Annotated in this window: 27 protein-coding genes; 20 read left to right on the top strand and 7 right to left on the bottom strand. The window is 57.8% G+C overall.

All coding sequences use genetic code 11. From position 1 onward, the window contains the following. Positions 1–132 precede the first annotated feature (132 nt). Positions 133–957, bottom strand: coding sequence for a MurR/RpiR family transcriptional regulator (locus tag ACOTXT_RS02375; RefSeq protein ID WP_044597718.1), 825 nt, complete (start codon positions 955–957; stop codon positions 133–135). A gap of 165 nt (positions 958–1,122) precedes the next feature. Between ACOTXT_RS02375 and ACOTXT_RS02370 the strand changes: the two genes are divergently transcribed. Genes ACOTXT_RS02370 through queE form a run of 3 tightly spaced genes read left to right on the top strand, consistent with a single transcriptional unit; the run spans position 1,123 to position 4,115 of the window. Then, complete coding sequence (locus tag ACOTXT_RS02370) at positions 1,123–2,682, top strand: PTS transporter subunit EIIC (protein ID WP_023294452.1); 1,560 nt, start codon at positions 1,123–1,125, stop codon at positions 2,680–2,682. After that, positions 2,682–3,389, top strand: a complete 708-nt coding sequence (locus ACOTXT_RS02365; protein WP_055321974.1) for an N-acetylmannosamine-6-phosphate 2-epimerase — start codon at positions 2,682–2,684, stop codon at positions 3,387–3,389. Before ACOTXT_RS02370 ends, ACOTXT_RS02365 begins: the two co-directional genes overlap by 1 nt. Before the next feature lie 54 nt (positions 3,390–3,443). After that, positions 3,444–4,115, top strand: a complete 672-nt coding sequence (gene queE, locus ACOTXT_RS02360) for a 7-carboxy-7-deazaguanine synthase QueE (protein ID WP_021241905.1) — start codon at positions 3,444–3,446, stop codon at positions 4,113–4,115. An 87-nt stretch (positions 4,116–4,202) separates the two neighbouring features. Here the strand turns inward: queE and queD are convergent, their stop codons facing one another. Beyond that, positions 4,203–4,565 (bottom strand): 6-carboxytetrahydropterin synthase QueD, encoded by a 363-nt coding sequence (gene queD / locus ACOTXT_RS02355; RefSeq protein ID WP_023294450.1) that lies wholly within the window; start codon positions 4,563–4,565, stop codon positions 4,203–4,205. A 306-nt stretch (positions 4,566–4,871) separates the two neighbouring features. On the opposite strand from queD, the gene cysJ reads away from it, so the two are divergent. From cysJ to cysH, 3 genes are read left to right on the top strand one after another with little or no spacing between them, the layout of a single operon-like run. After that, a complete protein-coding gene (cysJ, locus tag ACOTXT_RS02350; RefSeq protein WP_055321973.1) occupies positions 4,872–6,677 on the top strand; it encodes an NADPH-dependent assimilatory sulfite reductase flavoprotein subunit in 1,806 nt (601 codons plus the stop codon). Further along, positions 6,677–8,389, top strand: coding sequence for an assimilatory sulfite reductase (NADPH) hemoprotein subunit (gene cysI, locus ACOTXT_RS02345; protein ID WP_008499617.1), 1,713 nt, complete (start codon positions 6,677–6,679; stop codon positions 8,387–8,389). The genes cysJ and cysI overlap by 1 nt, the downstream gene beginning before the upstream one ends. Positions 8,390–8,404: 15 nt before the next feature. Then, a complete protein-coding gene (cysH, locus tag ACOTXT_RS02340; RefSeq protein ID WP_032675427.1) occupies positions 8,405–9,139 on the top strand; it encodes a phosphoadenosine phosphosulfate reductase in 735 nt (244 codons plus the stop codon). A 98-nt stretch (positions 9,140–9,237) separates the two neighbouring features. On the opposite strand, the gene ACOTXT_RS02335 is transcribed toward cysH, so the two are convergent. Further along, a complete protein-coding gene (locus ACOTXT_RS02335) occupies positions 9,238–10,281 on the bottom strand; it encodes an aminopeptidase (RefSeq protein ID WP_008499615.1) in 1,044 nt (347 codons plus the stop codon). 237 nt (positions 10,282–10,518) lie between these two features. Here ACOTXT_RS02335 and cysG point away from each other — a divergent pair, with 237 nt between their 5' ends. The 11 genes from cysG to ACOTXT_RS02280 all read left to right on the top strand — a co-directional run bounded on the left by cysG (position 10,519) and on the right by ACOTXT_RS02280 (position 19,314). Beyond that, positions 10,519–11,877 (top strand): siroheme synthase CysG, encoded by a 1,359-nt coding sequence (cysG, locus tag ACOTXT_RS02330; RefSeq protein WP_055321972.1) that lies wholly within the window; start codon positions 10,519–10,521, stop codon positions 11,875–11,877. Positions 11,878–11,886: 9 nt separating this feature from the next. After that, positions 11,887–12,795 (top strand): sulfate adenylyltransferase subunit CysD, encoded by a 909-nt coding sequence (gene cysD, locus ACOTXT_RS02325; protein ID WP_008499613.1) that lies wholly within the window; start codon positions 11,887–11,889, stop codon positions 12,793–12,795. 9 nt (positions 12,796–12,804) lie between these two features. After that, positions 12,805–14,229, top strand: coding sequence for a sulfate adenylyltransferase subunit CysN (cysN, locus tag ACOTXT_RS02320; protein ID WP_049121049.1), 1,425 nt, complete (start codon positions 12,805–12,807; stop codon positions 14,227–14,229). Beyond that, entirely contained in the window at positions 14,229–14,834 is a 606-nt protein-coding gene (gene cysC, locus ACOTXT_RS02315) for an adenylyl-sulfate kinase (protein WP_021241908.1), read from the top strand. The genes cysN and cysC overlap by 1 nt, the downstream gene beginning before the upstream one ends. A gap of 58 nt (positions 14,835–14,892) precedes the next feature. Next, positions 14,893–15,219, top strand: a complete 327-nt coding sequence (locus ACOTXT_RS02310; protein WP_008499610.1) for a DUF3561 family protein — start codon at positions 14,893–14,895, stop codon at positions 15,217–15,219. Positions 15,220–15,385: 166 nt separating this feature from the next. Next, positions 15,386–15,697, top strand: a complete 312-nt coding sequence (ftsB, locus tag ACOTXT_RS02305) for a cell division protein FtsB (protein WP_008499609.1) — start codon at positions 15,386–15,388, stop codon at positions 15,695–15,697. Between the two features lie 19 nt (positions 15,698–15,716). Then, positions 15,717–16,427: a 2-C-methyl-D-erythritol 4-phosphate cytidylyltransferase gene (gene ispD, locus ACOTXT_RS02300; protein WP_023616744.1), complete on the top strand. Its 711-nt coding sequence runs from the start codon at positions 15,717–15,719 to the stop codon at positions 16,425–16,427. Then, the gene (gene ispF / locus ACOTXT_RS02295) at positions 16,427–16,906 is read left to right on the top strand and encodes a 2-C-methyl-D-erythritol 2,4-cyclodiphosphate synthase (RefSeq protein ID WP_008499607.1); all 480 of its coding nucleotides are present in this window, start codon (positions 16,427–16,429) and stop codon (positions 16,904–16,906) included. The genes ispD and ispF overlap by 1 nt, the downstream gene beginning before the upstream one ends. Beyond that, the gene (truD, locus tag ACOTXT_RS02290; RefSeq protein ID WP_023344810.1) at positions 16,903–17,952 is read left to right on the top strand and encodes a tRNA pseudouridine(13) synthase TruD; all 1,050 of its coding nucleotides are present in this window, start codon (positions 16,903–16,905) and stop codon (positions 17,950–17,952) included. The genes ispF and truD overlap by 4 nt, the downstream gene beginning before the upstream one ends. Continuing rightward, entirely contained in the window at positions 17,933–18,694 is a 762-nt protein-coding gene (surE, locus tag ACOTXT_RS02285; RefSeq protein WP_021241911.1) for a 5'/3'-nucleotidase SurE, read from the top strand. Before truD ends, surE begins: the two co-directional genes overlap by 20 nt. Further along, positions 18,688–19,314: a protein-L-isoaspartate(D-aspartate) O-methyltransferase gene (locus ACOTXT_RS02280; RefSeq protein WP_008499604.1), complete on the top strand. Its 627-nt coding sequence runs from the start codon at positions 18,688–18,690 to the stop codon at positions 19,312–19,314. The genes surE and ACOTXT_RS02280 overlap by 7 nt, the downstream gene beginning before the upstream one ends. A gap of 94 nt (positions 19,315–19,408) precedes the next feature. On the opposite strand, the gene ACOTXT_RS02275 is transcribed toward ACOTXT_RS02280, so the two are convergent. Next, the gene (locus ACOTXT_RS02275; protein ID WP_369751013.1) at positions 19,409–19,540 is read right to left on the bottom strand and encodes a peptidase; all 132 of its coding nucleotides are present in this window, start codon (positions 19,538–19,540) and stop codon (positions 19,409–19,411) included. Between ACOTXT_RS02275 and nlpD the strand changes: the two genes are divergently transcribed. Next, positions 19,482–20,555, top strand: a complete 1,074-nt coding sequence (nlpD, locus tag ACOTXT_RS02270) for a murein hydrolase activator NlpD (RefSeq protein ID WP_369751012.1) — start codon at positions 19,482–19,484, stop codon at positions 20,553–20,555. The genes ACOTXT_RS02275 and nlpD overlap by 59 nt on opposite strands. A gap of 59 nt (positions 20,556–20,614) precedes the next feature. After that, entirely contained in the window at positions 20,615–21,607 is a 993-nt protein-coding gene (rpoS, locus tag ACOTXT_RS02265; protein WP_008499600.1) for an RNA polymerase sigma factor RpoS, read from the top strand. Positions 21,608–21,659: 52 nt separating this feature from the next. Here rpoS and ACOTXT_RS02260 read toward each other — a convergent pair whose 3' ends face one another. Both ACOTXT_RS02260 and ACOTXT_RS02255 read right to left on the bottom strand, forming a co-directional pair. Next, complete coding sequence (locus ACOTXT_RS02260) at positions 21,660–22,040, bottom strand: DUF4440 domain-containing protein (RefSeq protein ID WP_055321971.1); 381 nt, start codon at positions 22,038–22,040, stop codon at positions 21,660–21,662. After that, positions 22,037–23,239 carry an MFS transporter gene (locus tag ACOTXT_RS02255; protein ID WP_333163962.1) on the bottom strand — a complete coding sequence of 401 codons (1,203 nt, stop codon included), beginning with the start codon at positions 23,237–23,239 and terminating at the stop codon, positions 22,037–22,039. Before ACOTXT_RS02255 ends, ACOTXT_RS02260 begins: the two co-directional genes overlap by 4 nt. Positions 23,240–23,347: 108 nt before the next feature. On the opposite strand from ACOTXT_RS02255, the gene ACOTXT_RS02250 reads away from it, so the two are divergent. Beyond that, the gene (locus tag ACOTXT_RS02250; protein WP_039024141.1) at positions 23,348–24,235 is read left to right on the top strand and encodes a LysR family transcriptional regulator; all 888 of its coding nucleotides are present in this window, start codon (positions 23,348–23,350) and stop codon (positions 24,233–24,235) included. On the opposite strand, the gene ACOTXT_RS02245 is transcribed toward ACOTXT_RS02250, so the two are convergent. Beyond that, complete coding sequence (locus tag ACOTXT_RS02245) at positions 24,232–24,639, bottom strand: MarR family winged helix-turn-helix transcriptional regulator (protein ID WP_008499596.1); 408 nt, start codon at positions 24,637–24,639, stop codon at positions 24,232–24,234. The genes ACOTXT_RS02250 and ACOTXT_RS02245 overlap by 4 nt on opposite strands. Between the last annotated feature and the right edge of the window lie 38 nt (positions 24,640–24,677).

Genomic DNA, 24,677 nt, shown 5'->3' with positions numbered 1-24,677 from the left:
TGCTGGCTCATCCGGTTACTCATTCTGGGTTCAGGTTACAACACGATGATCTCACATCTCGGACTTATTCGCACCTTCCTTAAATCAGGCGGCATTAAGCGCAGGCTATTTTATTTAGCCTGCGAATGATTTTCAGAGCAAAAGGGGAAGCGTGGCGCTGGCTGTTTGCTGGCTAACGTCGCCGTAACGGCCATCCAGCGCAATCATGGACGTGGTCAGCAGTTCGACCAGCAGCATGACCCCAACTTTGGCATTGAGCGCGCCCGCGCTAAGCGGCCCCTCTGGCTTGGCGGCCACCAGCTGCATATCGCTCATCGATGCCAGCGGGCTGCGAGGCGTATTGCTGAGTGCCAGAACCTTAACGCCGCGCTTGCGGGCAAGCTTCACCACGTGGAGTAGATCCCGCGTTGAGCCGGAACTGGAGATAGCCACCACCAGGGTTTCTGACGAAAGCGTTGTCGCATTCATTGCCGCGCGATGCATATCGCTAAACAGCTGTGCGGGTTTGCCCAGCCGCAACAGCTTGTAGTGCAGATACTCCCCGAGGATCGCGCTGGCCGCAACGCCATAAATCTGCACCGACTGCGCCTGATGCAGCGCCAGCGCGGCCTTTTCAAGCAGCGTGCGGTCAAGGAGCCTGGCGGTGTCCTGCAAAGCCTGCACCGACTCATCCACGACGTTATCAATCTCATCCCCCGCCTGACGCGCGGGCTGCCCCTGCTGAATATCCAGCGCAAGCGCCATTTTAAATTCGTTATAGCCCTTGCAGCCCAGCGTGCGGCAAAGACGCGTCACGCTGGCCTCGCTGGTGTGGCTCTCGCGCGCCAGTTCGGTGATCGTCAGGTAGAGCACCCGGGCAGGATCGCTGAGAACAAACTCACCGAGTTTTTGTTGTGTTGGGCTGTACCCGGAAGCCTCCTGGCGTAGCTTCAGCAGCAGGTTTTCATGGTCTGACATGCTCGATCCTTAATGCGTTTCTCTGCGACTAGTGTGGCGGAAAGCGGGGGAAAGATGCCAGTCATTTCGAAAAAGTATGATCGTCGTCCTGGTTTTTGATGATAATTTTCACTATTTAAAATTAATATGGTAAAAATTTTCATCTATTAATGGGGGGATGAAAAAATGATGCAAATATTCAGTGGGGCTTCTTCAGGGGGATGGTTTGAAAAAGCGCAGCGCTTTGGCAAATCCTTTATGTTGCCGATTGCCGTGCTGCCTGCGGCGGGTCTGCTGCTGGGGATAGGCGGCGCGCTATCCAATCCCAATACGCTGGCGGCCTATCCGTTTTTAGACGTGAGCTGGCTGCAGGCCATTTTCACCATCATGAGCAGCGCAGGATCCATCGTGTTTGCGAACCTCTCGGTGCTGTTTGCCGTTGGGGTGGCCGTCGGGCTGGCAAAAAGCGATAAGGGCACGGCGGGGCTGGCGGCGCTTCTCGCGTTTCTGGTGATGAATGCCACCATCAACGCGCTGCTGATCCTCACCGGCAAACTGGCGCATGAGAACCCGGGCGCGGTGGGGCAGGGCATGACGCTGGGTATTCAGACGCTGGAAACCGGCGTCTTTGGCGGCGTGGTGATTGGGCTGGTAACCTGCGCGCTCCATCATCGGTTTAACAAGATTGCACTTCCGCAGTTCCTGGGCTTTTTTGGCGGCTCGCGCTTTGTTCCTATCATCAGCTCGCTGGCGGCGATACTGGTCGGTGCGCTCATGACCGTGGTCTGGCCGCATTTCCAGAAGCTGATTTTTGGTCTCGGCGGGCTGGTGGATGCGACCGGCTATCTGGGCACTTTGCTGTACGGCTTCATTTTACGCATGCTGGGCCCGTTCGGTCTGCACCACATCTTCTATCTGCCTTTCTGGACCACCGCGCTTGGCGGGAGTGAAATCGTCAACGGACACCTCGTGGAAGGCACGCAGCGGATCTTCTTCGCTCAGCTGGCTGACCCGAACACGCAACATTTCTATGAGGGCACGTCACGCTTCATGTCCGGGCGCTTTATTACGATGATGTTTGGCCTGCTCGGGGCGTGCCTGGCGATGTACCACACGGCAAAACCCGAGAACAAAAAACGCGTTGCCGGGCTGCTGCTTTCTGCGGCGTTAACCTCGTTCCTGACCGGGATTACCGAGCCTATCGAATTCTCGTTCCTGTTTATTGCGCCGGTGCTCTACGTCATCCATGCGCTGTTTGACGGGCTGGCATTCATGCTCGCGCACATGCTGCATATCACCATCGGGCAAACCTTCTCCGGCGGTTTCATCGACTTTGTGCTGTTCGGCATTTTGCAGGGAGAAGCCAAAACCAACTGGATGTTCGTTCCGCTGGTCGGCGTACCGTGGTTCTTCCTTTACTACTTTACCTTCCGCTATCTGATTAATCGCTTTGATTTCGCGACGCCAGGTCGGGAAAAGGAGGCGATGGCTGATGAGGTCAGTCTGCCGCAAAACGAACGCGCAGCCGCGGTGATCGCCGGATTAGGCGGAAAAGAGAATCTGGACGAGGTGGACTGCTGCGCCACGCGTCTTCGCGTCACGGTTAAAGACGGCAGCAAAGTGAATGAGTCGGCACTGAAAGCCACCGGGGCGCGCGGCGTTATCGTGCGCGGCAACGGCGTTCAGGTCATTTATGGCCCGCACGTCACGATTATCAAAAACGAAGTGGAAGAGATCTTATCGTAATGAAAACTGTACTGGATACCCTGAAGGGAAAACTGGTCGTCTCCTGTCAGGCGCTGGAAAATGAACCGCTGCACAGCCCGTTTATTATGTCGAGAATGGCGCTGGCGGCGGCACAGGGTGGGGCCGCGGCTATTCGCGCTAACAGCGTGATCGATATTGAGGCCATTAAGCAGCAGGTGTCTTTGCCGGTCATCGGCATCATCAAACGGGATTATCCCGAAAGCGAGGTGTTTATCACCGCGACAATGAAGGAGGTGGATGAGCTCATGAGCGTCTCGCCGGACATCATTGCGCTTGATGCGACGGCGCGGCCACGTCCCGGCGGAGAATCTCTGGAAACGCTGGTCTCGCGCATCCGCGCACGTTATCCCGCGGTGCTGCTGATGGCGGATATCTCCTCCGTGGAGGAAGCCGTGACGGCGCAGGCGCTGGGCTTCGACTGCGTCGGCACCACGCTTTACGGCTACACGGCGGAAACGGCGGGCCATTCACTTCCGGAAAACGACTGCGCCTTCCTGAAGGCGGTGCTGGCCGCCGTGACGGTGCCCGTGGTTGCCGAAGGCAACGTGGATACCCCCGAGCGTGCGGCCAGGTGTCTGGCGCTGGGCGCGCATACGGTGGTGGTCGGCGGCGCGATCACCCGTCCGCAGCAAATTACCGAACGGTTTATGGCGGCGATTGACGCGCAAAGCACCGATGGAGCATGACCATCCGGCGGGGATCTGCGATACTTATCGTTTATCCCCTTTACTGAGATGACTATGCAGTACCCGATTAACGAGATGTTCCAGACCCTGCAAGGCGAGGGTTACTTTACCGGCGTTCCCGCTATTTTCATTCGTTTACAGGGATGCCCGGTTGGCTGTGCCTGGTGTGATACCAAACATACGTGGGATAAGCTCGCAGATCGGGAAGTGTCGCTGTTTAGCATTCTGGCGAAAACCAAAGAGAGCGATAAGTGGGGCGCGGGCAGTGCCGAAGATCTGCTCGCCATCATTGGTCGTCAGGGCTGGACGGCGCGTCACGTGGTGATCACCGGCGGTGAACCCTGCATCCACGATCTGACGCCGCTGACCGAGCTGCTCGAAAAGAACGGCTACAGCTGCCAGATCGAAACCAGCGGCACCCATGAAGTGCGCTGCTCGCACACCACCTGGGTGACGGTATCGCCAAAAGTGAATATGCGCGGCGGGTATGACGTGCTGTCTCAGGCGCTGGAGCGCGCGGATGAGATTAAGCACCCGGTAGGGCGCGTGCGTGATATCGAAGCGCTGGATGAACTGCTGGCCACGCTGACGGACGAAAAGCAGCGGGTCATTGCCCTGCAGCCTATCAGCCAGAAAGACGATGCAACGCGCCTGTGCATTGAAACCTGTATTGCGCGCAACTGGCGCCTGTCGATGCAGACGCACAAGTATCTGAATATCGCCTGAAAAAAAGCCCGGTGGCGCGAGCGCTTACCGGGCCTGGGTTTCGAGGCTTTTGTAGGCCGGGTAAGGCGAAGCCGCACCCGGCAAGCATCACTCGCCGCGATAGATGCAGCCTGCCGTACAGGTCTCTTTGATCATCACCGCGCTCAGCAGCGGTACCCGCGGTTTCATCTGATCCCAAATCCATTTTGCCAGCACCTCGCTGGTCGGGTTTTCAAGGCCCGGGATCTCATTCAGGTAGTAGTGATCCAGACGATCGTAGGTCGGCTTAAACGCCGCCTTCAGCTCGGCAAAATCCATGATCCAACCGGTATGCGGATCAACTTCACCGGTGATCTCAAGACGCACCATGAACGAATGCCCGTGCAGACGGCCACATTTATGCCCTTCAGGGACATGCGGAAGGTGGTGGGCGGCTTCGAAGGTGAAATCTTTAAACAGTGTGGTGGACATGATCGCTCTCAGTAATGCGGAAAAAACCGCCGCATAGTACCGGAAAGCACAATTTTTAGCATTAACTAAAACGGCTCTGAGCGGCAACCGCCTCGTATACGGGGTGTTTATCGCTATTTGTTCTTATATTTCAAATAATTATTTAATCGGTTTTATCGCTAAGCATGACAACCAAAACAGGTTAGTCCATTTGGTTATTTATTATTTCCATCCCTTCTTTAATTGTTATTATCCTCGCCGTTAACCTTATCTTCAGTTTGGATTTATTCGCTTAAAGTCCGCTTGGCTACTGGAACATAACGACGCATGACAACACAGGCCCCACCTTCAAACTTGCTTCCCCTGAACCCGGAGCAGCTGGCGCGCCTTCAGGCTGCCACCTCTGATTTTTCTCCCACTCAGCTTGCCTGGGTCTCCGGTTATTTCTGGGGAATGCTCAATCAGCAGCCTGGCGCTGTGGCGGGTGCACCGGCCACGGCCGTAGAAATTCCGTCCATTACCCTGATTTCCGCCTCGCAGACGGGTAACGCCCGTCGCGTGGCCGAAGCGCTGCGTGACGACCTGCTGGCCGCCAGGCTGAACGTGAACCTGGTCAACGCCGGGGATTATAAATTTAAGCAAATCGCGTCAGAAAAACTGCTGGTGGTGGTGGCTTCTACGCAGGGTGAAGGTGAACCCGCAGAAGAAGCGGTGGCGCTGCATAAGTTCCTGTTCTCGAAAAAAGCGCCGAAGCTGGATGGCACGGCGTTTGCCGTCTTTGGCCTGGGCGATACCTCCTATGAATTCTTCTGCCAGTCCGGCAAAGACTTCGACAGCAGGCTGGCGGAGCTGGGCGCAGAGCGCCTGCTGGACCGCGTTGACGCAGATGTCGAATACCAGACCGCCGCCGCTGAATGGCGTGCCCGCATCGTCGACGTGCTAAAAGCGCGCGTGCCGAAAGCGACGTCAGCCCAGGCCGCGTTCACCGCGACGGGTGCTGTTAACGACATCCACACCAGCCCGTACACCAAAGAGGCGCCGCTGGCGGCGAGCCTGTCGGTGAACCAGAAAATTACCGGCCGCGATTCCGAAAAAGACGTTCGCCATATCGAAATCGATCTCGGCGACTCGGGCCTGCGCTATCAGCCTGGCGATGCGTTGGGCGTCTGGTATCAGAACGATCCGGCGCTGGTGAAAGAGCTGGTTGAGCTGCTGTGGCTGAAAGGCGACGAGCCCGTCACCGTTGACGGCAAAACGCAGCCGCTTTCTGAAGCGTTGCAGTGGCATTTTGAGCTGACGGTGAATACCCCGAATATCGTCGAAAATTATGCCACCTTAACGCGCAGCGAATCCCTGCTGCCGCTGGTGGGCGACAAGGCGAAGCTGCAGCATTACGCCGCGACGACGCCGATTGTCGATATGGTGCGCTTCTCTCCGGCTCAGCTGGATGCCGATGCGCTGATCGGCCTGCTGCGTCCGCTGACACCACGCCTGTACTCCATTGCCTCTTCCCAGGCTGAAGTGGAGAGTGAAGTGCATATTACCGTCGGCGTGGTGCGCTACGACATCGAAGGCCGCGCCCGCACGGGTGGAGCATCGGGCTTCCTGGCTGACCGCGTGGAAGAAGAGGGCGAAGTGCGCGTCTTTATCGAGCACAACGATAACTTCCGCCTGCCGGCAAACCCGGAAACGCCGGTCATTATGATTGGCCCGGGCACCGGCATTGCGCCGTTCCGCGCCTTCATGCAGCAGCGTGCGGCGGATGGCGCACCGGGTAAAAACTGGCTGTTCTTCGGCAACCCGCACTTTACGGAAGATTTCCTCTACCAGGTGGAGTGGCAGCGCTATGTGAAAGAAGGCGTACTGACCCGCATCGATCTGGCCTGGTCCCGCGACCAGAAAGAAAAAGTATACGTACAAGACAAACTGCGCGAACAGGGCGCAGAGCTGTGGCGCTGGATCAATGACGGTGCCCACATTTATGTCTGCGGCGACGCCAATCGCATGGCGAAAGACGTTGAGCAGACTTTGCTGGAAGTGATTGCCGAATTCGGCGGTATGGATGCCGAAGCGGCGGATGAATTTTTAAGTGAGCTGCGCGTTGAGCGCCGTTATCAGCGAGATGTCTACTAATGAGCGAAAAACATCCAGGGCCACTGGTGGTCGAAGGTAAACTGACAGACGCCGAGCGCATGAAGCTGGAAAGCAACTATCTGCGTGGCACCATTGCTGAAGATCTGAATGACGGTCTCACCGGCGGTTTCAAAGGCGACAACTTCCTGCTGATCCGTTTCCACGGCATGTACCAGCAGGACGACCGCGACATCCGCGCCGAGCGTGCAGAGCAGAAGCTGGAGCCGCGTCACGCGATGCTGCTGCGCTGCCGTCTGCCGGGTGGGGTGATTACCACCAAACAGTGGCAGGCGATCGACAAGTTTGCCGGTGAAAACACGATCTACGGCAGCATCCGTCTGACTAACCGTCAGACCTTCCAGTTCCACGGCATTCTGAAGAAGAACGTCAAGCCGGTGCACCAGATGCTGCACTCCGTTGGGCTGGACGCGCTGGCGACCGCCAACGACATGAACCGTAACGTGCTCTGCACCTCGAACCCGTATGAGTCCGAGCTGCATGCCGAAGCGTACGAGTGGGCGAAGAAGATCTCCGAGCACCTGCTGCCGCGCACGCGCGCCTATGCAGAGATCTGGCTCGATCAGGAAAAAGTCGCCACCACCGACGAAGAGCCGATCCTTGGCCAGACCTACCTGCCGCGTAAGTTTAAAACCACGGTGGTGATCCCGCCGCAGAACGATATCGACCTGCACGCCAACGACATGAACTTCGTGGCGATTGCCGAAAACGGCAAGCTGGTCGGCTTTAACCTGCTGGTGGGCGGCGGCCTGTCCATCGAACACGGTAACAAGAAAACCTACGCCCGTACCGCCAGCGAGTTCGGCTTCCTGCCGCTGGAGCATACGCTGGCCGTGGCGGAAGCGGTGGTGACGACCCAGCGCGACTGGGGCAACCGTACCGACCGTAAAAACGCGAAAACCAAATACACCCTGGAGCGCGTGGGCGTCGAGACGTTCAAAGCGGAAGTGGAGCGTCGCGCGGGCATCAAGTTTGAGCCGATCCGCCCTTACGAATTCACCGGTCGCGGCGATCGCATTGGCTGGGTGAAGGGTATCGACAATAAATGGCACCTGACGCTGTTTATCGAAAACGGCCGTATTCTGGATTATCCGGGGCGTCCGCTGAAAACCGGTCTGCTGGAAATTGCGAAGATCCATAAGGGCGAGTTCCGCATCACCGCTAACCAGAACCTGATCATTGCCGGCGTGCCGGAAAGCCAGAAGGCGAAGATCGAGAAGCTGGCGCGCGAACATGGGTTGATGGATGCGGTGAAGCCGCAGCGTGAAAACTCAATGGCCTGCGTGTCGTTCCCGACCTGCCCGCTGGCGATGGCCGAAGCGGAACGTTTCCTGCCGTCATTCACTGACAAGGTAGAAGCGATTCTGGAAAAACACGGCATTCCGGACGAGCATATTGTTATGCGCGTGACGGGCTGCCCGAACGGTTGCGGTCGCGCGATGCTGGCCGAACTGGGGCTGGTGGGGAAAGCGCCGGGGCGCTACAACCTGCACCTGGGCGGTAACCGTATCGGCACGCGCATTCCGCGTATGTTCCGCGAGAACATCACCGAGCCGGAAATTCTTGATTCCATCGACGAGCTTGTCGGGCGCTGGGCGAAAGAGCGCGAAGCGGGTGAAGGCTTCGGCGACTTTACGGTGCGTGCGGGCATCATTCGCCCGGTGCTCGATCCCGCCAGGGATTTCTGGGAGTAAACACGAGAGGTAATTATGTCCGTACTCGATCTAAACGCCCTTAATGACCTGCCAAAAGTCGAACGCATTCTGGCGCTGGCAGAAACCAATGCCCACCTTGAAAAGCTGGACGCTGAAGGGCGCGTGGCGTGGGCGCTGGAAAACCTGCCGGGAGACTATGTGCTCTCGTCAAGCTTTGGTATTCAGGCGGCGGTCAGTTTGCATCTGGTGAATCAGATCCGTCCGGACATTCCGGTGATCCTCACCGATACCGGCTACCTGTTCCCGGAAACCTATCAGTTTATTGACGAGCTGACGGACAAGCTCAGGCTGAACCTCAAGGTCTACCGCGCGACGGAAAGCGCGGCCTGGCAGGAGGCGCGCTACGGCAAGCTGTGGGAGCAGGGCGTTGAGGGCATTGAGAAATACAATGAGATCAACAAGGTCGAGCCGATGAACCGGGCGCTGAAAGAGCTTAATGCCCAGACGTGGTTCGCGGGCCTGCGCCGTGAGCAGTCCGGCAGCCGGGCAACCTTACCGGTGCTGGCGGTGCAGCGCGGGGTCTTTAAAGTGCTGCCGATTATCGACTGGGATAACCGGACGGTGTACCAGTACCTGCAAAAGCACGGGCTGAAATACCATCCGCTGTGGGACCAGGGCTATCTGTCGGTGGGCGATACCCACACCACGCGTAAGTGGGAACCGGGCATGGCGGAAGAAGAGACGCGATTCTTCGGGCTGAAGCGCGAGTGCGGGTTGCACGAAGGGTGATAACCTTTTTGCCCGGTGGCGCTGCGCTTACCGGGCCTACTAAGGCTCGTTCCATATGTAGGCCCGGTAAGGCGTAGCCGCCACCGGGCTTAACGGCCTCAGGCTTTCCCCGCTTTCGCCAGCTCCTTCACCAGCGGCAGCATCACCTTCACCACATCACGACTGCGGTGCTCAATCCGCTGCGGCAGCGCGCGATCGATGTGCTGCTGATTGTCCAGCATCACGTTGTGCCAGCTCGTCCCGTCCGGGAAGGCCTTCGATTTAGCCCGCTGCTGGTAGCCATCTTTTTTGCCCAGCGCCCAGTTCGTCGCTTCCACGTACAGCACCGGAATGCCCGCCTTATCGAACACTTCCCCGTCGTTGCAGCAGCCTGTGCCTCGCGGATAATCCGGGTTACCGCCGGGGTTGCTGGTGGCATAAACCCCATGGCTGCGGGCTATCGCCAGCGCCCGGTCGCGCGTCAGTTTCCGCACGGTACCCGGCGTACTCTGCCCGCTGTTGAAATAGAGCTTGTCGCCGACGATCAGGTTGTCGAGGTTGATCACCAGCAGCGTATTTTTCTTCTCCTCAGCGCTCATACGCTTAAGGAGATTCTCAGCGCCGAGTTTGCCCTCTTCCTCACCGCTGGTGGCAACAAAACGAATGCCATATTGGGTGGGAATATCTTTCATCCGCTCGGCCAGTTCAAGCATCACGCCGAGGCCTGCGGCATTGTCGTCCATGCCCTGCAGCGTCAGCCCGCCAAGATTGTTATCCGTATCGGCGTCACTCATCGGGGCGTAGGTATCAAGGTGCGCCATAATGATAATTTGCTCTTTTGCGCTGCCTTCGTGGGCCGCAATCACCGTACTGCCGGTCACGTTATGCCAGTTTTTCGTTTTATTGCGTGAGGTATAGACGTAGCGGCTGTGAAATGACCGGATATCGCTCTGATAACCCATGTCGGCAAACTGCTGGCGAAGATAGTCCGCGGAGAGCATTTCCGCAGGCGATCCGGTCATGCGGCCAGGGAAAACGGTGGCAATATGCCGCGCCTGCATAGTGGCGATTTCACCATAAGGTTGGTTTTTTGCCTGGGCAGGAAGAATAAAGCAAACGCCGAGCGCCAGGGCAGCAATACGGTGGCGCGTTGCGGAAAACATAGTGAGTCCTTAAAAACAGAGCAAAATAATAACCCGCCTAGTATGAAACTGTGATCGTCCATACACAATTTGAATCGTTCTTAAATGCCCGAAATTTCGCGCGTTAAGCACTTTTTGGTATTAGCTTTTTCACAGCGTTATTCCATTGAGTAACTACTCATTCCAATTCGTAATTTCATTCGGTCTAAGCCGCCCCCTATAGTCCCTCTATTCCTCGTTGTTAGTGAGTTGTTGCCTGTGGACTATCTGCCCTTATTTGCTGCGATTAAAGAGAAACCGGTGCTGGTGGTTGGCACGGGTGAAATCGCCGATCGCAAAATCGCGTTTCTGCAGCGCGCAGGGGCCCAGGTGAAAGTCGTTGAAGAGGCGGATTTCGACGAGTCACAAATCGACAGCGTCGTGCTGGTAATTGCGGCGACCGAAGATCGTGAACTGAACCAGCGTATCTCCGACGCCGCTCAGGCCCGTTACCGCCTGGTGAACGTGGTGGACGACCAGCCTTTATGCTCGTTTATTTTCCCGTCGATCGTTGACCGCTCGCCGCTGCTGGTGGCGATCTCCTCCGGCGGTACCGCACCGGTGCTGGCGCGCGTGCTGCGGGAAAAAATCGAAGCGCTGCTGCCGACCAGCCTCGGGCGCATGGCGGAGAAAGCCAGCTACTGGCGCAACCATTTGAAAACCCGCCTGACCAGCGTGACGGAACGCCGTCGCTTCTGGGAACGCGTGTTTCGCGGCCGCTTTGCCAGCCTGATGCATGCCGGTAATGAGACAGCGGCGCAGAAAATCCTCGAGGACGAACTGGATAACCCCGGCAGTACGGGCGGGGAGATCATTCTGGTGGGCGCGGGGCCGGGCGATGCCGGGCTCCTGACGCTGCGCGGCCTGCAGGTGCTGCAGGATGCGGACGTGGTGTTCTACGACCACCTGGTCACCGACGGCGTGCGCGAGCTGATCCGTCGCGACGCGGAGCAAATCTGCGTCGGCAAACGGGCGGGCGAACACTCGGTGCCGCAGCACGACACCAACCAGATGCTAATTGACGCCGCGAAAGCGGGCAAAACCGTAGTGCGCCTGAAGGGGGGCGATCCGTTCATTTTCGGTCGCGGCGGCGAAGAGCTGCAGGCGGCATCCGAAGCGGGCGTTCCGTTCCAGGTGGTGCCCGGCATCACGGCGGCTTCTGCGGTAACGGCCTACGCCGGTATCCCGTTGACCCACCGCGATTACGCCCAGAGCGTCACCTTTGTGACCGGCCACTACAAGGCGGACAGCACGCCGTTCGACTGGTCGCATCTCGCCCAGAGCCGCCAGACGCTGGCGATATACATGGGCACGATGAAGGCGGCGGACATCAGCGAACAGCTTATTCAGCACGGTCGCGAGGCGACGACCCCCGTCGCCGTCATTTCTCGCGGCACGCGCGTCGATCAGCATGTTGCTGTCGGCACACTTCAAGACCTTGCAACCCTGGCGAAAGATGCCCCGATGCCTGCCCTGATCGTGGTGGGGGAAGTGGTGCAGCTGCACAGCACGCTCGCCTGGTTTCAGCACACAACCGATACAGAAGGCTTTGGTTCTTCTGTTGTAAATTTGGCTTAAGGAACGGTTATGGACCAAAAACGTCTTACACACCTGCGGCAGCTCGAAGCGGAAAGTATCCATATTATCCGCGAAGTGGCCGCCGAGTTTTCTAACCCGGTGATGATGTACTCCATCGGTAAAGATTCCAGCGTCATGCTGCATCTGGCGCGTAAAGCGTTTTATCCGGGCACGCTGCCGTTCCCGCTGCTGCACGTGGACACCGGCTGGAAATTCCGCGAGATGTACGAATTCCGCGACCGTACCGCGAAAGCCTACGGCTGCGAGCTGCTGGTGCATAAAAACCCGGAAGGGGTGGCGATGGGCATTAACCCGTTCGTGCACGGCAGCGCCAAACACACCGATATCATGAAGACCGAAGGGCTGAAGCAGGCGCTGAATAAATACGGTTTTGATGCGGCCTTCGGCGGCGCGCGCCGTGACGAAGAGAAATCCCGCGCCAAAGAGCGTATCTACTCCTTCCGCGATCGCTTCCACCGCTGGGACCCCAAAAACCAGCGTCCGGAGCTGTGGCACAACTACAACGGCCAGATTAACAAGGGCGAAAGCATCCGCGTCTTCCCGCTCTCCAACTGGACCGAGCTGGATATCTGGCAGTACATCTATCTGGAAAACATCGAGATCGTTCCGCTGTACCTGGCCGCCGAGCGCCCGGTGCTGGAGCGTGACGGCATGCTGATGATGATCGACGACGATCGCATCGACCTGCAGCCGGGTGAAGTGATCAAAAAACAGATGGTGCGTTTCCGCACCCTCGGCTGCTGGCCGCTGACCGGCGCGGTGGAATCCAACGCCCAGACGCTGCCGGAGATCATCGAAGAGATGCTGGTGTCGACCACCAGCGAGCGACAGGGGCGCGTGATTGACCGCGACCAGGCAGGCTCCATGGAGCTGAAGAAACGTCAGGGTTATTTCTAAGGAGCCGCCATGAATACCACTATTGCTCAACAAATTGCCAACGAAGGCGGCGTGGAAGCGTATCTGCATGCGCAACAACACAAAAGCCTGCTGCGTTTTCTGACCTGCGGCAGCGTGGATGACGGGAAAAGTACCCTGATTGGCCGCCTGCTGCACGATACGCGCCAGATTTATGAAGATCAGCTCTCCTCCCTGCATAACGACAGTAAGCGTCACGGTACCCAGGGCGAAAAGCTGGATCTGGCGCTGCTGGTTGACGGCCTGCAGGCGGAGCGCGAGCAGGGCATCACCATCGATGTGGCCTACCGCTATTTCTCTACCGAGAAGCGCAAATTTATTATTGCCGACACCCCGGGGCACGAACAGTACACCCGCAATATGGCGACCGGCGCGTCGACCTGTGACCTGGCGATCCTGCTGATCGACGCCCGTAAAGGCGTGCTGGATCAGACCCGTCGCCACAGCTTTATCTCCACGCTGCTGGGGATCAAACACCTGGTGGTGGCGGTCAACAAGATGGATCTGGTGAACTTCAGCGAAGAGAAGTTCGAGGAGATCCGCCAGAGCTACCTGACCTTTGCCGAACAGCTGCCGGGCAACCTGGATATCCGCTTTGTGCCGCTCTCGGCGCTGGAAGGGGATAACGTTGCCTCCCAGAGCGCGAACATGCCGTGGTACAGCGGCCCGACGCTGCTGGAGGTGCTGGAGACGGTTGAAATTCAGCGCGTGGTCGACACTCAGCCGATGCGCTTCCCGGTGCAATACGTGAACCGTCCTAACCTCGATTTCCGCGGTTTCTCCGGCACCCTTGCGTCAGGCGCCGTAAAGGTCGGTCAGCGCGTCAAGGTGCTGCCATCCGGCGTGGAATCGACCATCGCACGCATCGTCACCTTCGACGGTGACCTGCAGGACGCAGGCGCCGGTGAAGCGGTTACGCTGGTGCTGAAAGACGAGATTGATATCAGCCGGGGCGATCTTCTGGTGGATGCCCGGGAAACGCTGGCCGCCGTGCAGGGGGCTTCCGTGGATGTGGTGTGGATGGCGGAGCAACCGCTGACGCCGGGCCAGAGCTACGACATCAAAATCGCCGGCAAGAAGACCCGCGCCCGCGTGGACGGTATTCAGTTCCAGGTGGACATCAACAACCTGACCCAGCGCGAGGTCACCGAGCTGCCGCTGAACGGTATTGGTCTGGTCGATCTGACCTTTGACGAACCGCTGGTGCTGGATCCGTATCAGCAAAATCCGGTGACGGGCGGGCTTATCTTTATTGACCGCCTGACGAACGTCACCGTCGGCGCGGGGATGGTCCGTGAGCCAAACGAACAGGCGTCCGCAGCTTCAGAATTCAGCGCCTTTGAGCTGGAGCTGAACGCGCTGGTGCGTAAGCACTTCCCGCACTGGGGCGCGCGCGATCTGCTGGGAGGCAAGTAATGGCTGCCCATGATGAGAACGTCGTCTGGCATCCTCATCCGGTCACCGTCGCCCAGCGCGAACAGCTCCACGGTCACCGTGGAGTTGTGCTGTGGTTTACCGGGCTGTCCGGCTCGGGTAAATCGACGGTGGCGGGCGCGCTGGAAGAGGCATTGCATCAGCAGGGCGTAAGCACGTACCTGCTGGATGGCGACAACGTGCGCCATGGCCTGTGCAGCGATTTAGGGTTCAGCGACGACGACCGCAAAGAGAACATCCGTCGGGTCGGGGAGGTCGCCAGCCTGATGGCCGACGCCGGGCTGGTGGTGCTGACCGCATTTATCTCTCCACACCGCGCCGAGCGCCAGATGGTGCGCGAACGGGTCGGTCAGGATCGCTTTATCGAAGTGTTTGTGGATACGCCGCTGGAGGTTTGCGAAGCGCGCGACCCGAAAGGGCTGTACAAAAAAGCGCGTGCCGGAGAACTGCGCAACTTCACCGGCATTGACGCGGTCTACGAAGCGCCTGAATCGCCAGAAATTCACCTGGAGGGTCAACAATTGGTAACAAATTTAGTAAGCCAATTATTAGACCTGCTCAGACGGGACGATATTATCAGATCCTGAGACGGTATCGTTCGGGAGCTGTCTTCCCGAACGATGAGTCACGGTCACAGGACTAGCTATGCGCAACAGTGAACATTACATCACCACCACCGGGTCGGAGCCGCTTGCGACCGACGACGAAACGACCTGGTCATTTCCTGGGGCCATCATTGGCTTCGTCTCATGGTTGCTGGCGCTGGGTATCCCGTTTCTTATCTACGGCGGCAACACGCTGTTCTTCTTTCTCTACACCTGGCCTTTCTTTCTGGCGCTGATGCCCGTGGCGGTTGTCGTCGGCATTGCGCTTCACTCGCTGCTCAACGGCAAGCTCCTGTACAGTACCGTGGTCACGATTGTGACGGTGGTGCTGATGTTTGGTCTGTTATTTTTGTGGCTCATGGGCTAACTTCAGCCATAATTCAAACCGTAACCAACTGTGTAACGATATTGAGCAGGACGATTCTGCGGAAAAAATGTGGTACATTTGCCCGCGATGTTGCGGCATCTCTGTTACCCCGGCGTAGTGCTCTGGGGAAGTCTTGGGATGATGATGCCGTTTTTCAGGGGGCAGGATGGGTAAACTAACGCTGCTGTTGCTGGCTTTGCTAATCTGGCTGCAATATTCGCTGTGGTTCGGTAAGAACGGACTGCACGACTATAGCCGGGTGAGCGATGACGTCGCAGCTCAGCAGGCAACAAACGCCAAACTTAAGGCGCGAAACGATCAACTCTTCGCTGAAATTGATGACCTCAATGGCGGGCAAGAGGCGATTGAGGAACGCGCACGCAATGAACTCAGTATGACTAAGCCGGGCGAAACCTTTTATCGTCTGGTTCCGGATGCGTCTAAACGCAATCAGGGCTCAGCACAAAACAATCGATAATCAGGCCCAGGATTACGACATGGCAGTAACTTTTTCGGACGTATGCGCCGTGGTGCCGGCCGCAGGTTTTGGCCGGCGCATGCAGACAGAATGTCCCAAGCAATACCTCTCTATTGGCGATAAAACGATCCTCGAGCACGCCGTGGCGGCGCTGCTGGCGCACCCGCGGGTGACGCGAGCGATCATCGCTATCAGCCCCGGCGATGCCCGCTTCGCGCAGCTCCCGCTGGCAAATCATCCACAGATTACCGTTGTCGATGGCGGTGCCGAGCGCGCCGATTCCGTGCTGGCAGGCATTCAGGCGGCCGGTAACGCGCCGTGGGTGCTGGTGCATGACGCGGCGCGTCCGTGCCTGCATCAGGACGATCTCGCTCGCCTGCTGGCATTGAGCGAAACCAGCAAAGTGGGCGGCATTCTGGCCGCTCCCGTGCGCGACACCATGAAGCGTGCCGAGCCGGGCAAACGGGCTATCGCCCACACCGTCGATCGCGTCGATCTCTGGCACGCGCTGACGCCGCAATTTTTCCCCCGCGAACTGCTCCACGACTGCTTAACGCGCGCGCTTAACGAAGGTGCGACCATCACGGACGAAGCTTCTGCGCTGGAGTACTGCGGTTTCCACCCTGAGCTTGTTGAAGGACGTGCTGATAATATTAAAGTGACGCGTCCGGAAGATTTACAGCTCGCGGAATTTTATCTTACCCGTTCGACCCATCAGGAGAAGGCATAATGCGAATTGGACACGGTTTTGATGTACACGCCTTTGGCGGCGAAGGCCCAATTATCATTGGCGGCGTGCGCATTCCTTATGAAAAAGGGCTGCTGGCGCATTCTGATGGCGACGTGGCGCTGCATGCGCTGACCGACGCGCTGCTGGGCGCGGCCGCACTGGGTGATATCGGCAAGCTGTTCCCGGACACCGATCCGGCGTTTAAAGGGGCGGACAGCCGTGAACTGCTGCGCGAAGCGTGGCGCCGCATCCAGGCGAAAGGCTACACCCTTGGCAACGTCGACGTGACGATTATCGCTCAGGCCCCAAAAATGCTGCCGCACATTCCGCAGATGCGCGTATTTATTGCAGAAGATCTGGGCTGCCATATGGACGACGTGAACGTCAAAGCGACGACGACCGAGAAGCTGGGCTTTACCGGTCGTGGCGAAGGGATTGCCTGTGAAGCCGTGGCGCTGCTGGTGAAGGCGAGCAAATGACAGAATTCGACAACCTGACATACCTGCACGGTAAGCCGCAGGGGAACGGGGTGCTGAAAGCCAGCCCGGAAGATTTCCTCGTGGTCGAGGATTTGGGCTTTGAGCCGGATGGCGAAGGCGAACATATCCTGGTGCGTATTCTGAAAAATGGCTGCAATACCCGCTTTGTGGCCGACGCGCTGGCAAAATTCCTCAAAATTCATGCCCGCGAGGTGAGCTTTGCCGGGCAGAAAGATAAACACGCCGTCACGGAACAGTGGCTCTGCGCGCGCGTTCCCGGCAATGCGATGCCTGATTTAAGCAAATTTGAGCTTGAGGGCTGTAAGGTACTGGAATATGCCCGCCACAAGCGCAAACTGCGTCTGGGCGCGTTAAAAGGCAACGCGTTTACGCTGGTGCTGCGCGAAGTGACTGACCGTGAAGACGTTGAAAAACGCCTGAATGCCATCAGCGACCGCGGCGTACCGAACTACTTTGGCGCGCAGCGCTTTGGCATCGGCGGCAGCAACCTGCAGGGCGCACTGCGCTGGGCGCAAAGCGACGCGCCGGTGCGTGACAGGAATAAACGCAGTTTTTGGTTGTCGGCGGCCCGCAGTGCGTTGTTTAATCAGATTGTGAGCGAAAGGCTGAAAAAACCGGACGCGAATCAAGTTGTTGTTGGCGATGCGCTACAATTAGCGGGACGCGGAAGCTGGTTTGTGGCAACGGCCGAAGAGATGGCCGATGTCCAGTCGCGCGTGGACGCAAAAGGGCTGCTGATCACCGCCGCGTTGCCCGGTACGGGCGACTGGGGAACCCAGGGGGAGGCCCTGGCCGCCGAGCAGTCAGCCGTGGCGGATGCGCCAGAATTGCAGTCCTTGCTGGTGCGGGAAAAAGTCGACGCGGCACGCCGCGCGATGCTGCTCTATCCGCAGCAGTTAAGCTGGAACTGGTGGGATGACGTAACCGTCGAGTTACGCTTCTGGCTGCCGGCAGGCAGCTTTGCCACCAGTGTTGTCAGGGAACTTATCAACACCTCGGGTGATTATGCGAATATTGCTGAGTAACGATGACGGGATCCACGCGCCAGGCATTCAGACCCTGGCGAAACACCTCCGTGAGTTTGCGGATGTGCAGGTTGTGGCGCCCGATCGTAACCGCAGTGGAGCGTCTAACTCGCTGACGCTGGAGTCGTCGCTTCGCACCTTTACCTTTGAAAATGGCGATATTGCCGTACAGATGGGCACGCCAACCGACTGTGTTTTTCTGGGCGTGAACGCGCTGATGCGGCCGCGTCCGGATATCGTCGTCTCCGGCATTAACGCCGGGCCTAACCTCGGCGATGACGTGATTTACTCCGGCACCGTGGCGGCCGCAATGGAAGGCCGCCATCTGGGATTCCCGGCGCTGGCGGTCTCGTTGAACGGCTACACGCACTACGACACCGCCGCCGCGGTGACCTGTTCGATCCTGCGGGCGCTCGGCCGCGAGCCGTTGCGTACCGGACGCATCCTCAACATCAACGTGCCGGATCTTCCTCTCGATGAAATTAAAGGCATCCGCGTCACCCGTTGCGGGAGTCGACATCCGGCCGATCAGGTGATCCCGCAGCAGGATCCGCGCGGCAACACGCTTTACTGGATCGGCCCTCCTGGCGATAAGTGCGATGCGGGTCCGGATACTGACTTTGCCGCCGTGGAGGAAGGCTATGTTTCGGTTACCCCGCTGCACGTAGATTTAACCGCGTATAGCGCGCATGATGTGGTGTCGGGCTGGCTGGATCGCGCAGGAGTGAACGCGCAATGGTAAACAAACGTGTACAAACTCTTCTGGAACAACTACGCGCGCAGGGGATCCGCGACGAGCACGTGCTCGAAGCGCTCGCCCTGGTTCCGCGTGAGAAATTTGTAGACGAGGCGTTTGAACACAAAGCGTGGGAAAACGTGGCGCTGCCCATCGGGCAGGGCCAGACGATTTCGCAGCCTTACATGGTGGCTCGCATGACGGAGCTGCTGGAGCTGACGCCCGATTCCCGCGTGCTGGAGATTGGCACCGGGTCGGGCTATCAGACCGCGATCCTGGCGCATCTCGTTCATCACGTATGCTCCGTTGAGCGGATCAAAGGTTTACAGTGGCAGGCGCGTCGTCGCCTGAAACAACTTGATTTACATAATGTTTCGACACGACACGGTGATGGATGGCAGGGTTGGAAGGCTCGCGCCCCGTTTGACGCGATCATCGTGACGGCGGCCCCGCCAGAAATTCCAGCTGCCCTGTTGTCGCAGCTGGATGAGGGGGGCATTCTGGTTCTGCCTGTCGGGGACGAGCAGCAGCTGTTGAAGCGCGTTCGTCGGCGCGGCGGCGAGTTTATTATCGACACCGTGGAAGCCGTGCGCTTTGTGCCTCTGGTGAAGGGGGAGTTGGCCTGAGACTCGGAATTATCCAGGGTTATTAAGGCAAATTCAGCGTATGGTGTGGCGCGAAAGATTCGTGCCATCACGGTAAATTTTAAGTCACTGGTAGTTAACACATTCCTGGGGGATAAATGAGCGCGGGAAGCCCTAAATTCACCATCAGCCGTGTTGCGGCATTATCACTGGTTTCGCTCTGGCTGGCAGGCTGTACAAGTTCTAACAACGCGCCTGCGCCCGTCAGTTCCGTCGGCGGAAACAGCGGCTCAGGTAACACGTCCAGCGGAATGTTAATCACGCCGCCACCTAAAATGGGAACGGCTGCGCCGCAGCAAACGCCACAAATTCAGCCTGTGCAACATCCTGTTACACAGCCAATGCAGGTTCAGCCAGTTGAACAGCCTGTTCAGACCCAAAATGGCCGCATAGTCTATAACCGCCAGTATGGGAACATTCCGAAAGGCAGCTACACCGGTGGCAGCACCTATACCGTGAAACGCGGCGATACGCTGTTCTACATTGCGTGGATCACCGGGAACGATTTCCGTGACCTCGCGCAGCGCAACAACGTCCAGGCCCCATATGCTCTGGAAGTCGGGCAAACGCTCCAGGTGGGCAACGCGACGGGTACGCCGCTTACGCCTGGCAACACGGTTTCAGCGGCCGATGTGACGGCTCAAAATAACAGCGTTAAGCCTGCACAAAAATCCACCACGGTGGTTGCTTCACAACCTGTAATTACGTATTCTGAGGATTCAGGTGATCAGACTGCTAACAAAATGTTGCCGAATAATAAAGGGACTGCGACTGCTGTCACAGCACCGGTTACGGCACCTGTGGTTAGCTCTACTGAACCGACTGCCAGCAGTATGACCTCCAGTTCGCCGATTTCTGCATGGCGCTGGCCGACTGACGGCAAGGTTATCGAGAACTTCTCTTCCTCCGAAGGGGGAAATAAAGGGATCGATATCGCAGGGAGTAAAGGACAGGCTATCATCGCGACCGCAGATGGACGCGTTGTGTATGCCGGTAACGCTCTGCGCGGTTACGGTAATCTTATCATCATCAAACACAACGATGATTACCTGAGTGCCTACGCCCATAACGACACAATGCTGGTCCGGGAACAACAAGAAGTTAAGGCGGGGCAAAAAATCGCTACCATGGGTAGCACCGGAACCAGTTCTACACGCTTGCATTTTGAAATTCGTTACAAGGGGAAATCCGTAAACCCGCTGCAGTACTTGCCGCAGCGATAATTTGACGGGGCATGCCAGCCAGGGTGTCTCGTTCAGGGATCACGGGTAGGAGCCACCTTATGAGTCAGAATACGCTGAAAGTTCATGATTTAAATGAAGACGCGGAATTTGATGAGAACGGAGTAGAGGCTTTTGACGAAAAAGCCTTAGTAGAAGAGGAACCCAGTGATAACGATTTGGCTGAAGAAGAGCTGTTATCGCAGGGCGCCACACAGCGTGTACTGGACGCGACTCAGCTTTACCTTGGGGAGATTGGTTACTCCCCACTGCTAACGGCCGAAGAAGAAGTCTATTTCGCACGTCGTGCTTTGCGTGGTGATGTTGCCTCGCGTCGTCGCATGATTGAAAGTAACCTGCGACTGGTCGTGAAAATTGCCCGCCGTTACGGCAATCGTGGTCTGGCTCTGCTGGATCTGATTGAAGAGGGCAACTTAGGTCTCATCCGCGCAGTTGAGAAGTTTGACCCGGAACGCGGGTTCCGTTTCTCAACCTACGCGACCTGGTGGATTCGTCAGACCATCGAACGGGCTATTATGAACCAGACCCGTACGATTCGCCTGCCGATTCACATCGTCAAAGAGTTGAACGTGTATCTGCGTACCGCGCGCGAGTTGTCCCATAAGTTGGACCACGAGCCAAGCGCAGAAGAAATTGCCGAACAACTCGATAAACCGGTTGATGACGTAAGCCGTATGCTGCGTCTCAACGAGCGCATTACCTCCGTTGACACCCCGCTGGGTGGCGACTCCGAAAAAGCGCTGCTGGACATCCTGGCCGATGAAAAAGATAACGGTCCGGAAGACACCACGCAGGACGATGACATGAAGCAGAGCATCGTCAAATGGCTGTTCGAACTGAACGCCAAACAGCGTGAAGTGCTGGCGCGTCGCTTCGGTTTACTGGGGTATGAAGCTGCGACACTGGAAGACGTCGGCCGCGAAATTGGCCTGACCCGTGAACGTGTTCGTCAGATTCAGGTTGAAGGTCTGCGTCGCCTGCGTGAAATCCTGCAGGGGCAAGGTCTGAATATCGAAGCGCTGTTCCGCGAATAAGCAACCTTTCGTCAAAAAAGGCCCGTCGTGAGACGGGCCTTTTTCTTTTGTCTTACGCCTGCGTCGCCGTCTCGTGCAGCAGACGCCAGGTTATTTTGTCACCTTCCTGATTAAGCACCGCGGTTGACCAGCGCACGTTAACGGGCAGGTCTGGCCGGGTTTGCGTCTCCCGGTAGTGAAGCACTGCACCCCGTTCGCCGCTCTGGATCGTGGTTAATTCGTCAATGACGATTTTCAGCCCGGGACGGCTTCCGCGCTGTTTTTCCAGAAAACTGGCCAGGCCGTTATAGTCGACCTGTACACCGCCCGGCGGGATCATCAGAAAATCGGGACGGAAACGGGCGAGCAGCGCGTCGGCCTCGCCTTCACCTTTGCCTAACCATGCTTCAAGCGCAATGTGGAGGTCGATAATGTCGTGTTCGAAAGGCGTCATGAATTCTCCTGTCGCAGCGGGTTTAGCACCTGCGTATTGTTAAGACGAAAAACGTACGGTACAGGCAGCAAGGTCATGCCTGCGGCAAAAATAAACATCCCGTGCCAGGCGGCGTGTGGCGTCATCCACGCCTGCGCCAGGTTCAGCACCTGCGCCAGCAGCAGGGCACCGGCAAAAAAGCTCAATTGACGATTGAGATTCCACAGCGCGCTGGCATCCGGCATCTCGTCCCGGCGCGTTGTCAGAAACGCGCTGCTCTGAGCCGTGCTGCTGCAGAGGCTTCCCCCAGCGCCCATCAGGGCAAACGCGACGGCAGGCAACAGCGTAGCCGAACTGACGTCAATCAAAAGCAGAATGCCCGTCGCCTGCAACAGGCAGCCGATGACGATCAGGGGTCGGGGGCCGATACGGTTAAAATAACGTCCCGTTGCCGTGATGGCGATAAACGATGCCACGGACCACGGCAGCATGAGCATGCCCGTAGCGGCTGGGCTCATGTTCGCCACGTTCTGAAGATAAAACATGCCCGTGACGTTCACCCCAATAAATACGCCGGGTACGCAGATATACACGAGCATGGAAAAACGCAAAAGCGGGTCCGCGAGCAAGGTCAGGTTTAGCAGTCTGGCCGCGTTCATCGCAGGCATTTCGTGTTTAAGCCACAGGCAGGCCAGAACGAAGGTCACGATAGCCACCGGAAGCGTGGCGAAAAAGATCCATCGCCAGCCCAGCGTCTGTACCAGCACGCCGCCGATAGCCGGGGAGCAGGCTGGAGCAAGCAACGCAACCAGCATGACCGCCGAAGAGAGCTTCGCACGCTCCTGAGGCCTGAACTGTTGCCAGGTCAGCGCCTGTCCGACGGGGATCAGTAAGCCTCCTCCCACGCCCTGAAGCACTCGCCAGGCAATCAGACTTTCAAGCGTTGCAGACAGGCCCGCCGCAGCGGAGGCGGCACTGAACAGAAAAAGCGAAAGCAGGATGACGCGCTTTGGTCCGATGCGGCGCGAGAGCAGGCTGCTGAACGGGATCGCCAGCGTCAGGCCGGCAATGTAGCCGTTACTGACCCAGGCAAGGGCAGAAGGCGTGGTGTTAAAGGCGTGAGCCATCGCCGGAAAGGCGACGCTGGCAATAAACATGTTGATCAAATCAAGAAAAAAGCCCAGCAGATAGACAACGGCAACTTGGCTGCGATACGTCATGGTGGATCCTCCGGTGAGGTGGCGTATCGTATCGGCTCGGGAATCACGGATAAACCTGACAAAACGCGATATACTGTCAAAAATATTTTGACAGTATAAGGCGTGGTGATGATTAACCTACAGCGGACGCAGATGTTTATCGCGGTGGCCGACACCGGCAGTTTTACGGCCGCCGCCGAGGCGATGGGGCTGACAAAAGCGGTCGTCAGCTTCAATATCCGCCAGCTTGAAGATGAGCTGGGCGTTACGCTGCTGCTGCGCTCCACCCGCCGCCTGACGCTAACCGAGGCGGGCGTGCTTTTTCATCAGCGCAGCGTGGCGCTTCTGAAGGAGGCCGAACGGCTGCAGGATGATGTCCGCGCGAACCATGCGGGACTCACCGGTGAACTGCGGATCACGACCACGCCTGAATATGGCGCCCGGGTCGTGGTGCCGCTGCTGGCCAGGTTTAGCCAGCAGCACACGGATCTTCGCGTCCGACATGTTTCGTCGTCACTGCACGCAGACCTTATCTCGGAGCGCTTTGACGTGGCCATCCGGCTGGGGACGCTTGTTGATTCGCGCAACCACGCCGCACTGATTTCTCACTTTTCTATTCTCCCCGTCGCGACGCCCGAGTGGCTTGCGAGAAACCCGATCGAATCGCTTGCACAGCTGGCGCAGGCCGACTGGATTATCCACGAGCGCTTAGCCTCGCCGCTGCGCTGGCAGGTGAAAGATGCCCGCGGTGCGCCTGACATGCTGGAGATAAAAAAGGCGCCGCGTTTGTTTGCCGACAGCGCTCAGGCCCTTATGGCTTTTGCGCTCGCAGGCGGTGGGGTGGCGTTACTGCCGGAATGGCTGGTGCGCGATGCGCTTGATGCGGGAACGCTGGTGACGATTTTACCGGAGTATACCTTTGCGCGGCAGGGGATCTATGCGGTCTATCCTGATGCCCGGCATGTGCCCGCAAAAGTGCGCACCTTTATCGATTTTATGCGCACCAGCGTGAGTTAATCGTGCATCATCTTTTTGATGAGCGCAGAGAACTGCTCCCGCTCGGCCTTGTTAAGGCGTCCTAAAAAGGCCTCATCAACCTCATTGCCTACCGGCTTACAGTCTGCAAGCAGGGCTTCACCTTCTGGCGTCAGGAAGACAAAGCGACGGCGTTTATCCGCAGGGTCGTGCTCGCGTTTGACCAGCCCGCGCGCCTCCATGCGGCTCAGCATTTCCGCCAGGGTCGCTTTCGTGCTGACCGCGACTTCAGTCAATGCCACCTGTTCAATGCCCGGATGCTCGGCAATCGAGCGCATCACCGCATACTGCGGCTTGGTCAGTTCCGGCAGGGCATGTTGCCACTTTGCGGTATGCTGTTGAAAAAGCTGACGTAACAGGTGGAACGCCTCTTGTCTTAGTTCCATGAACACTCCGACAGAAAAAATCACCCCCTATGATAGCC

Origin of the sequence: Enterobacter cloacae complex sp. IR5422 (assembly GCF_049238165.1) — a bacterium.
In the GTDB taxonomy this organism is placed as follows: domain Bacteria; phylum Pseudomonadota; class Gammaproteobacteria; order Enterobacterales; family Enterobacteriaceae; genus Enterobacter; species Enterobacter roggenkampii.
The sequence above is the reverse complement of the archived record's forward strand: the minus strand, read 5'-3'. Positions and strand labels throughout refer to the sequence as shown.

What these genes read in the sequence shown, in the direction of transcription:
- ACOTXT_RS02365 (WP_055321974.1), top strand. Translation starts at nt 2,682, where the DNA reads ATGAAAACTGTACTGGATACCCTGAAGGGAAAACTGGTCGTCTCCTGT.
- ACOTXT_RS02245 (WP_008499596.1), bottom strand. Translation starts at nt 24,639, where the DNA reads ATGGAACTAAGACAAGAGGCGTTCCACCTGTTACGTCAGCTTTTTCAA.
- cysH (WP_032675427.1), top strand. Translation starts at nt 8,405, where the DNA reads ATGTCCGTACTCGATCTAAACGCCCTTAATGACCTGCCAAAAGTCGAA.
- ACOTXT_RS02260 (WP_055321971.1), bottom strand. Translation starts at nt 22,040, where the DNA reads ATGACGCCTTTCGAACACGACATTATCGACCTCCACATTGCGCTTGAA.
- ispF (WP_008499607.1), top strand. Translation starts at nt 16,427, where the DNA reads ATGCGAATTGGACACGGTTTTGATGTACACGCCTTTGGCGGCGAAGGC.
- ACOTXT_RS02310 (WP_008499610.1), top strand. Translation starts at nt 14,893, where the DNA reads ATGCGCAACAGTGAACATTACATCACCACCACCGGGTCGGAGCCGCTT.
- queE (WP_021241905.1), top strand. Translation starts at nt 3,444, where the DNA reads ATGCAGTACCCGATTAACGAGATGTTCCAGACCCTGCAAGGCGAGGGT.
- surE (WP_021241911.1), top strand. Translation starts at nt 17,933, where the DNA reads ATGCGAATATTGCTGAGTAACGATGACGGGATCCACGCGCCAGGCATT.
- ACOTXT_RS02280 (WP_008499604.1), top strand. Translation starts at nt 18,688, where the DNA reads ATGGTAAACAAACGTGTACAAACTCTTCTGGAACAACTACGCGCGCAG.
- ACOTXT_RS02335 (WP_008499615.1), bottom strand. Translation starts at nt 10,281, where the DNA reads ATGTTTTCCGCAACGCGCCACCGTATTGCTGCCCTGGCGCTCGGCGTT.
- ACOTXT_RS02370 (WP_023294452.1), top strand. Translation starts at nt 1,123, where the DNA reads ATGATGCAAATATTCAGTGGGGCTTCTTCAGGGGGATGGTTTGAAAAA.
- ACOTXT_RS02250 (WP_039024141.1), top strand. Translation starts at nt 23,348, where the DNA reads ATGATTAACCTACAGCGGACGCAGATGTTTATCGCGGTGGCCGACACC.
- ACOTXT_RS02255 (WP_333163962.1), bottom strand. Translation starts at nt 23,239, where the DNA reads ATGACGTATCGCAGCCAAGTTGCCGTTGTCTATCTGCTGGGCTTTTTT.
- cysD (WP_008499613.1), top strand. Translation starts at nt 11,887, where the DNA reads ATGGACCAAAAACGTCTTACACACCTGCGGCAGCTCGAAGCGGAAAGT.
- ftsB (WP_008499609.1), top strand. Translation starts at nt 15,386, where the DNA reads ATGGGTAAACTAACGCTGCTGTTGCTGGCTTTGCTAATCTGGCTGCAA.
- rpoS (WP_008499600.1), top strand. Translation starts at nt 20,615, where the DNA reads ATGAGTCAGAATACGCTGAAAGTTCATGATTTAAATGAAGACGCGGAA.
- cysN (WP_049121049.1), top strand. Translation starts at nt 12,805, where the DNA reads ATGAATACCACTATTGCTCAACAAATTGCCAACGAAGGCGGCGTGGAA.
- cysI (WP_008499617.1), top strand. Translation starts at nt 6,677, where the DNA reads ATGAGCGAAAAACATCCAGGGCCACTGGTGGTCGAAGGTAAACTGACA.
- cysJ (WP_055321973.1), top strand. Translation starts at nt 4,872, where the DNA reads ATGACAACACAGGCCCCACCTTCAAACTTGCTTCCCCTGAACCCGGAG.
- queD (WP_023294450.1), bottom strand. Translation starts at nt 4,565, where the DNA reads ATGTCCACCACACTGTTTAAAGATTTCACCTTCGAAGCCGCCCACCAC.
- ispD (WP_023616744.1), top strand. Translation starts at nt 15,717, where the DNA reads ATGGCAGTAACTTTTTCGGACGTATGCGCCGTGGTGCCGGCCGCAGGT.
- truD (WP_023344810.1), top strand. Translation starts at nt 16,903, where the DNA reads ATGACAGAATTCGACAACCTGACATACCTGCACGGTAAGCCGCAGGGG.
- cysC (WP_021241908.1), top strand. Translation starts at nt 14,229, where the DNA reads ATGGCTGCCCATGATGAGAACGTCGTCTGGCATCCTCATCCGGTCACC.
- ACOTXT_RS02375 (WP_044597718.1), bottom strand. Translation starts at nt 957, where the DNA reads ATGTCAGACCATGAAAACCTGCTGCTGAAGCTACGCCAGGAGGCTTCC.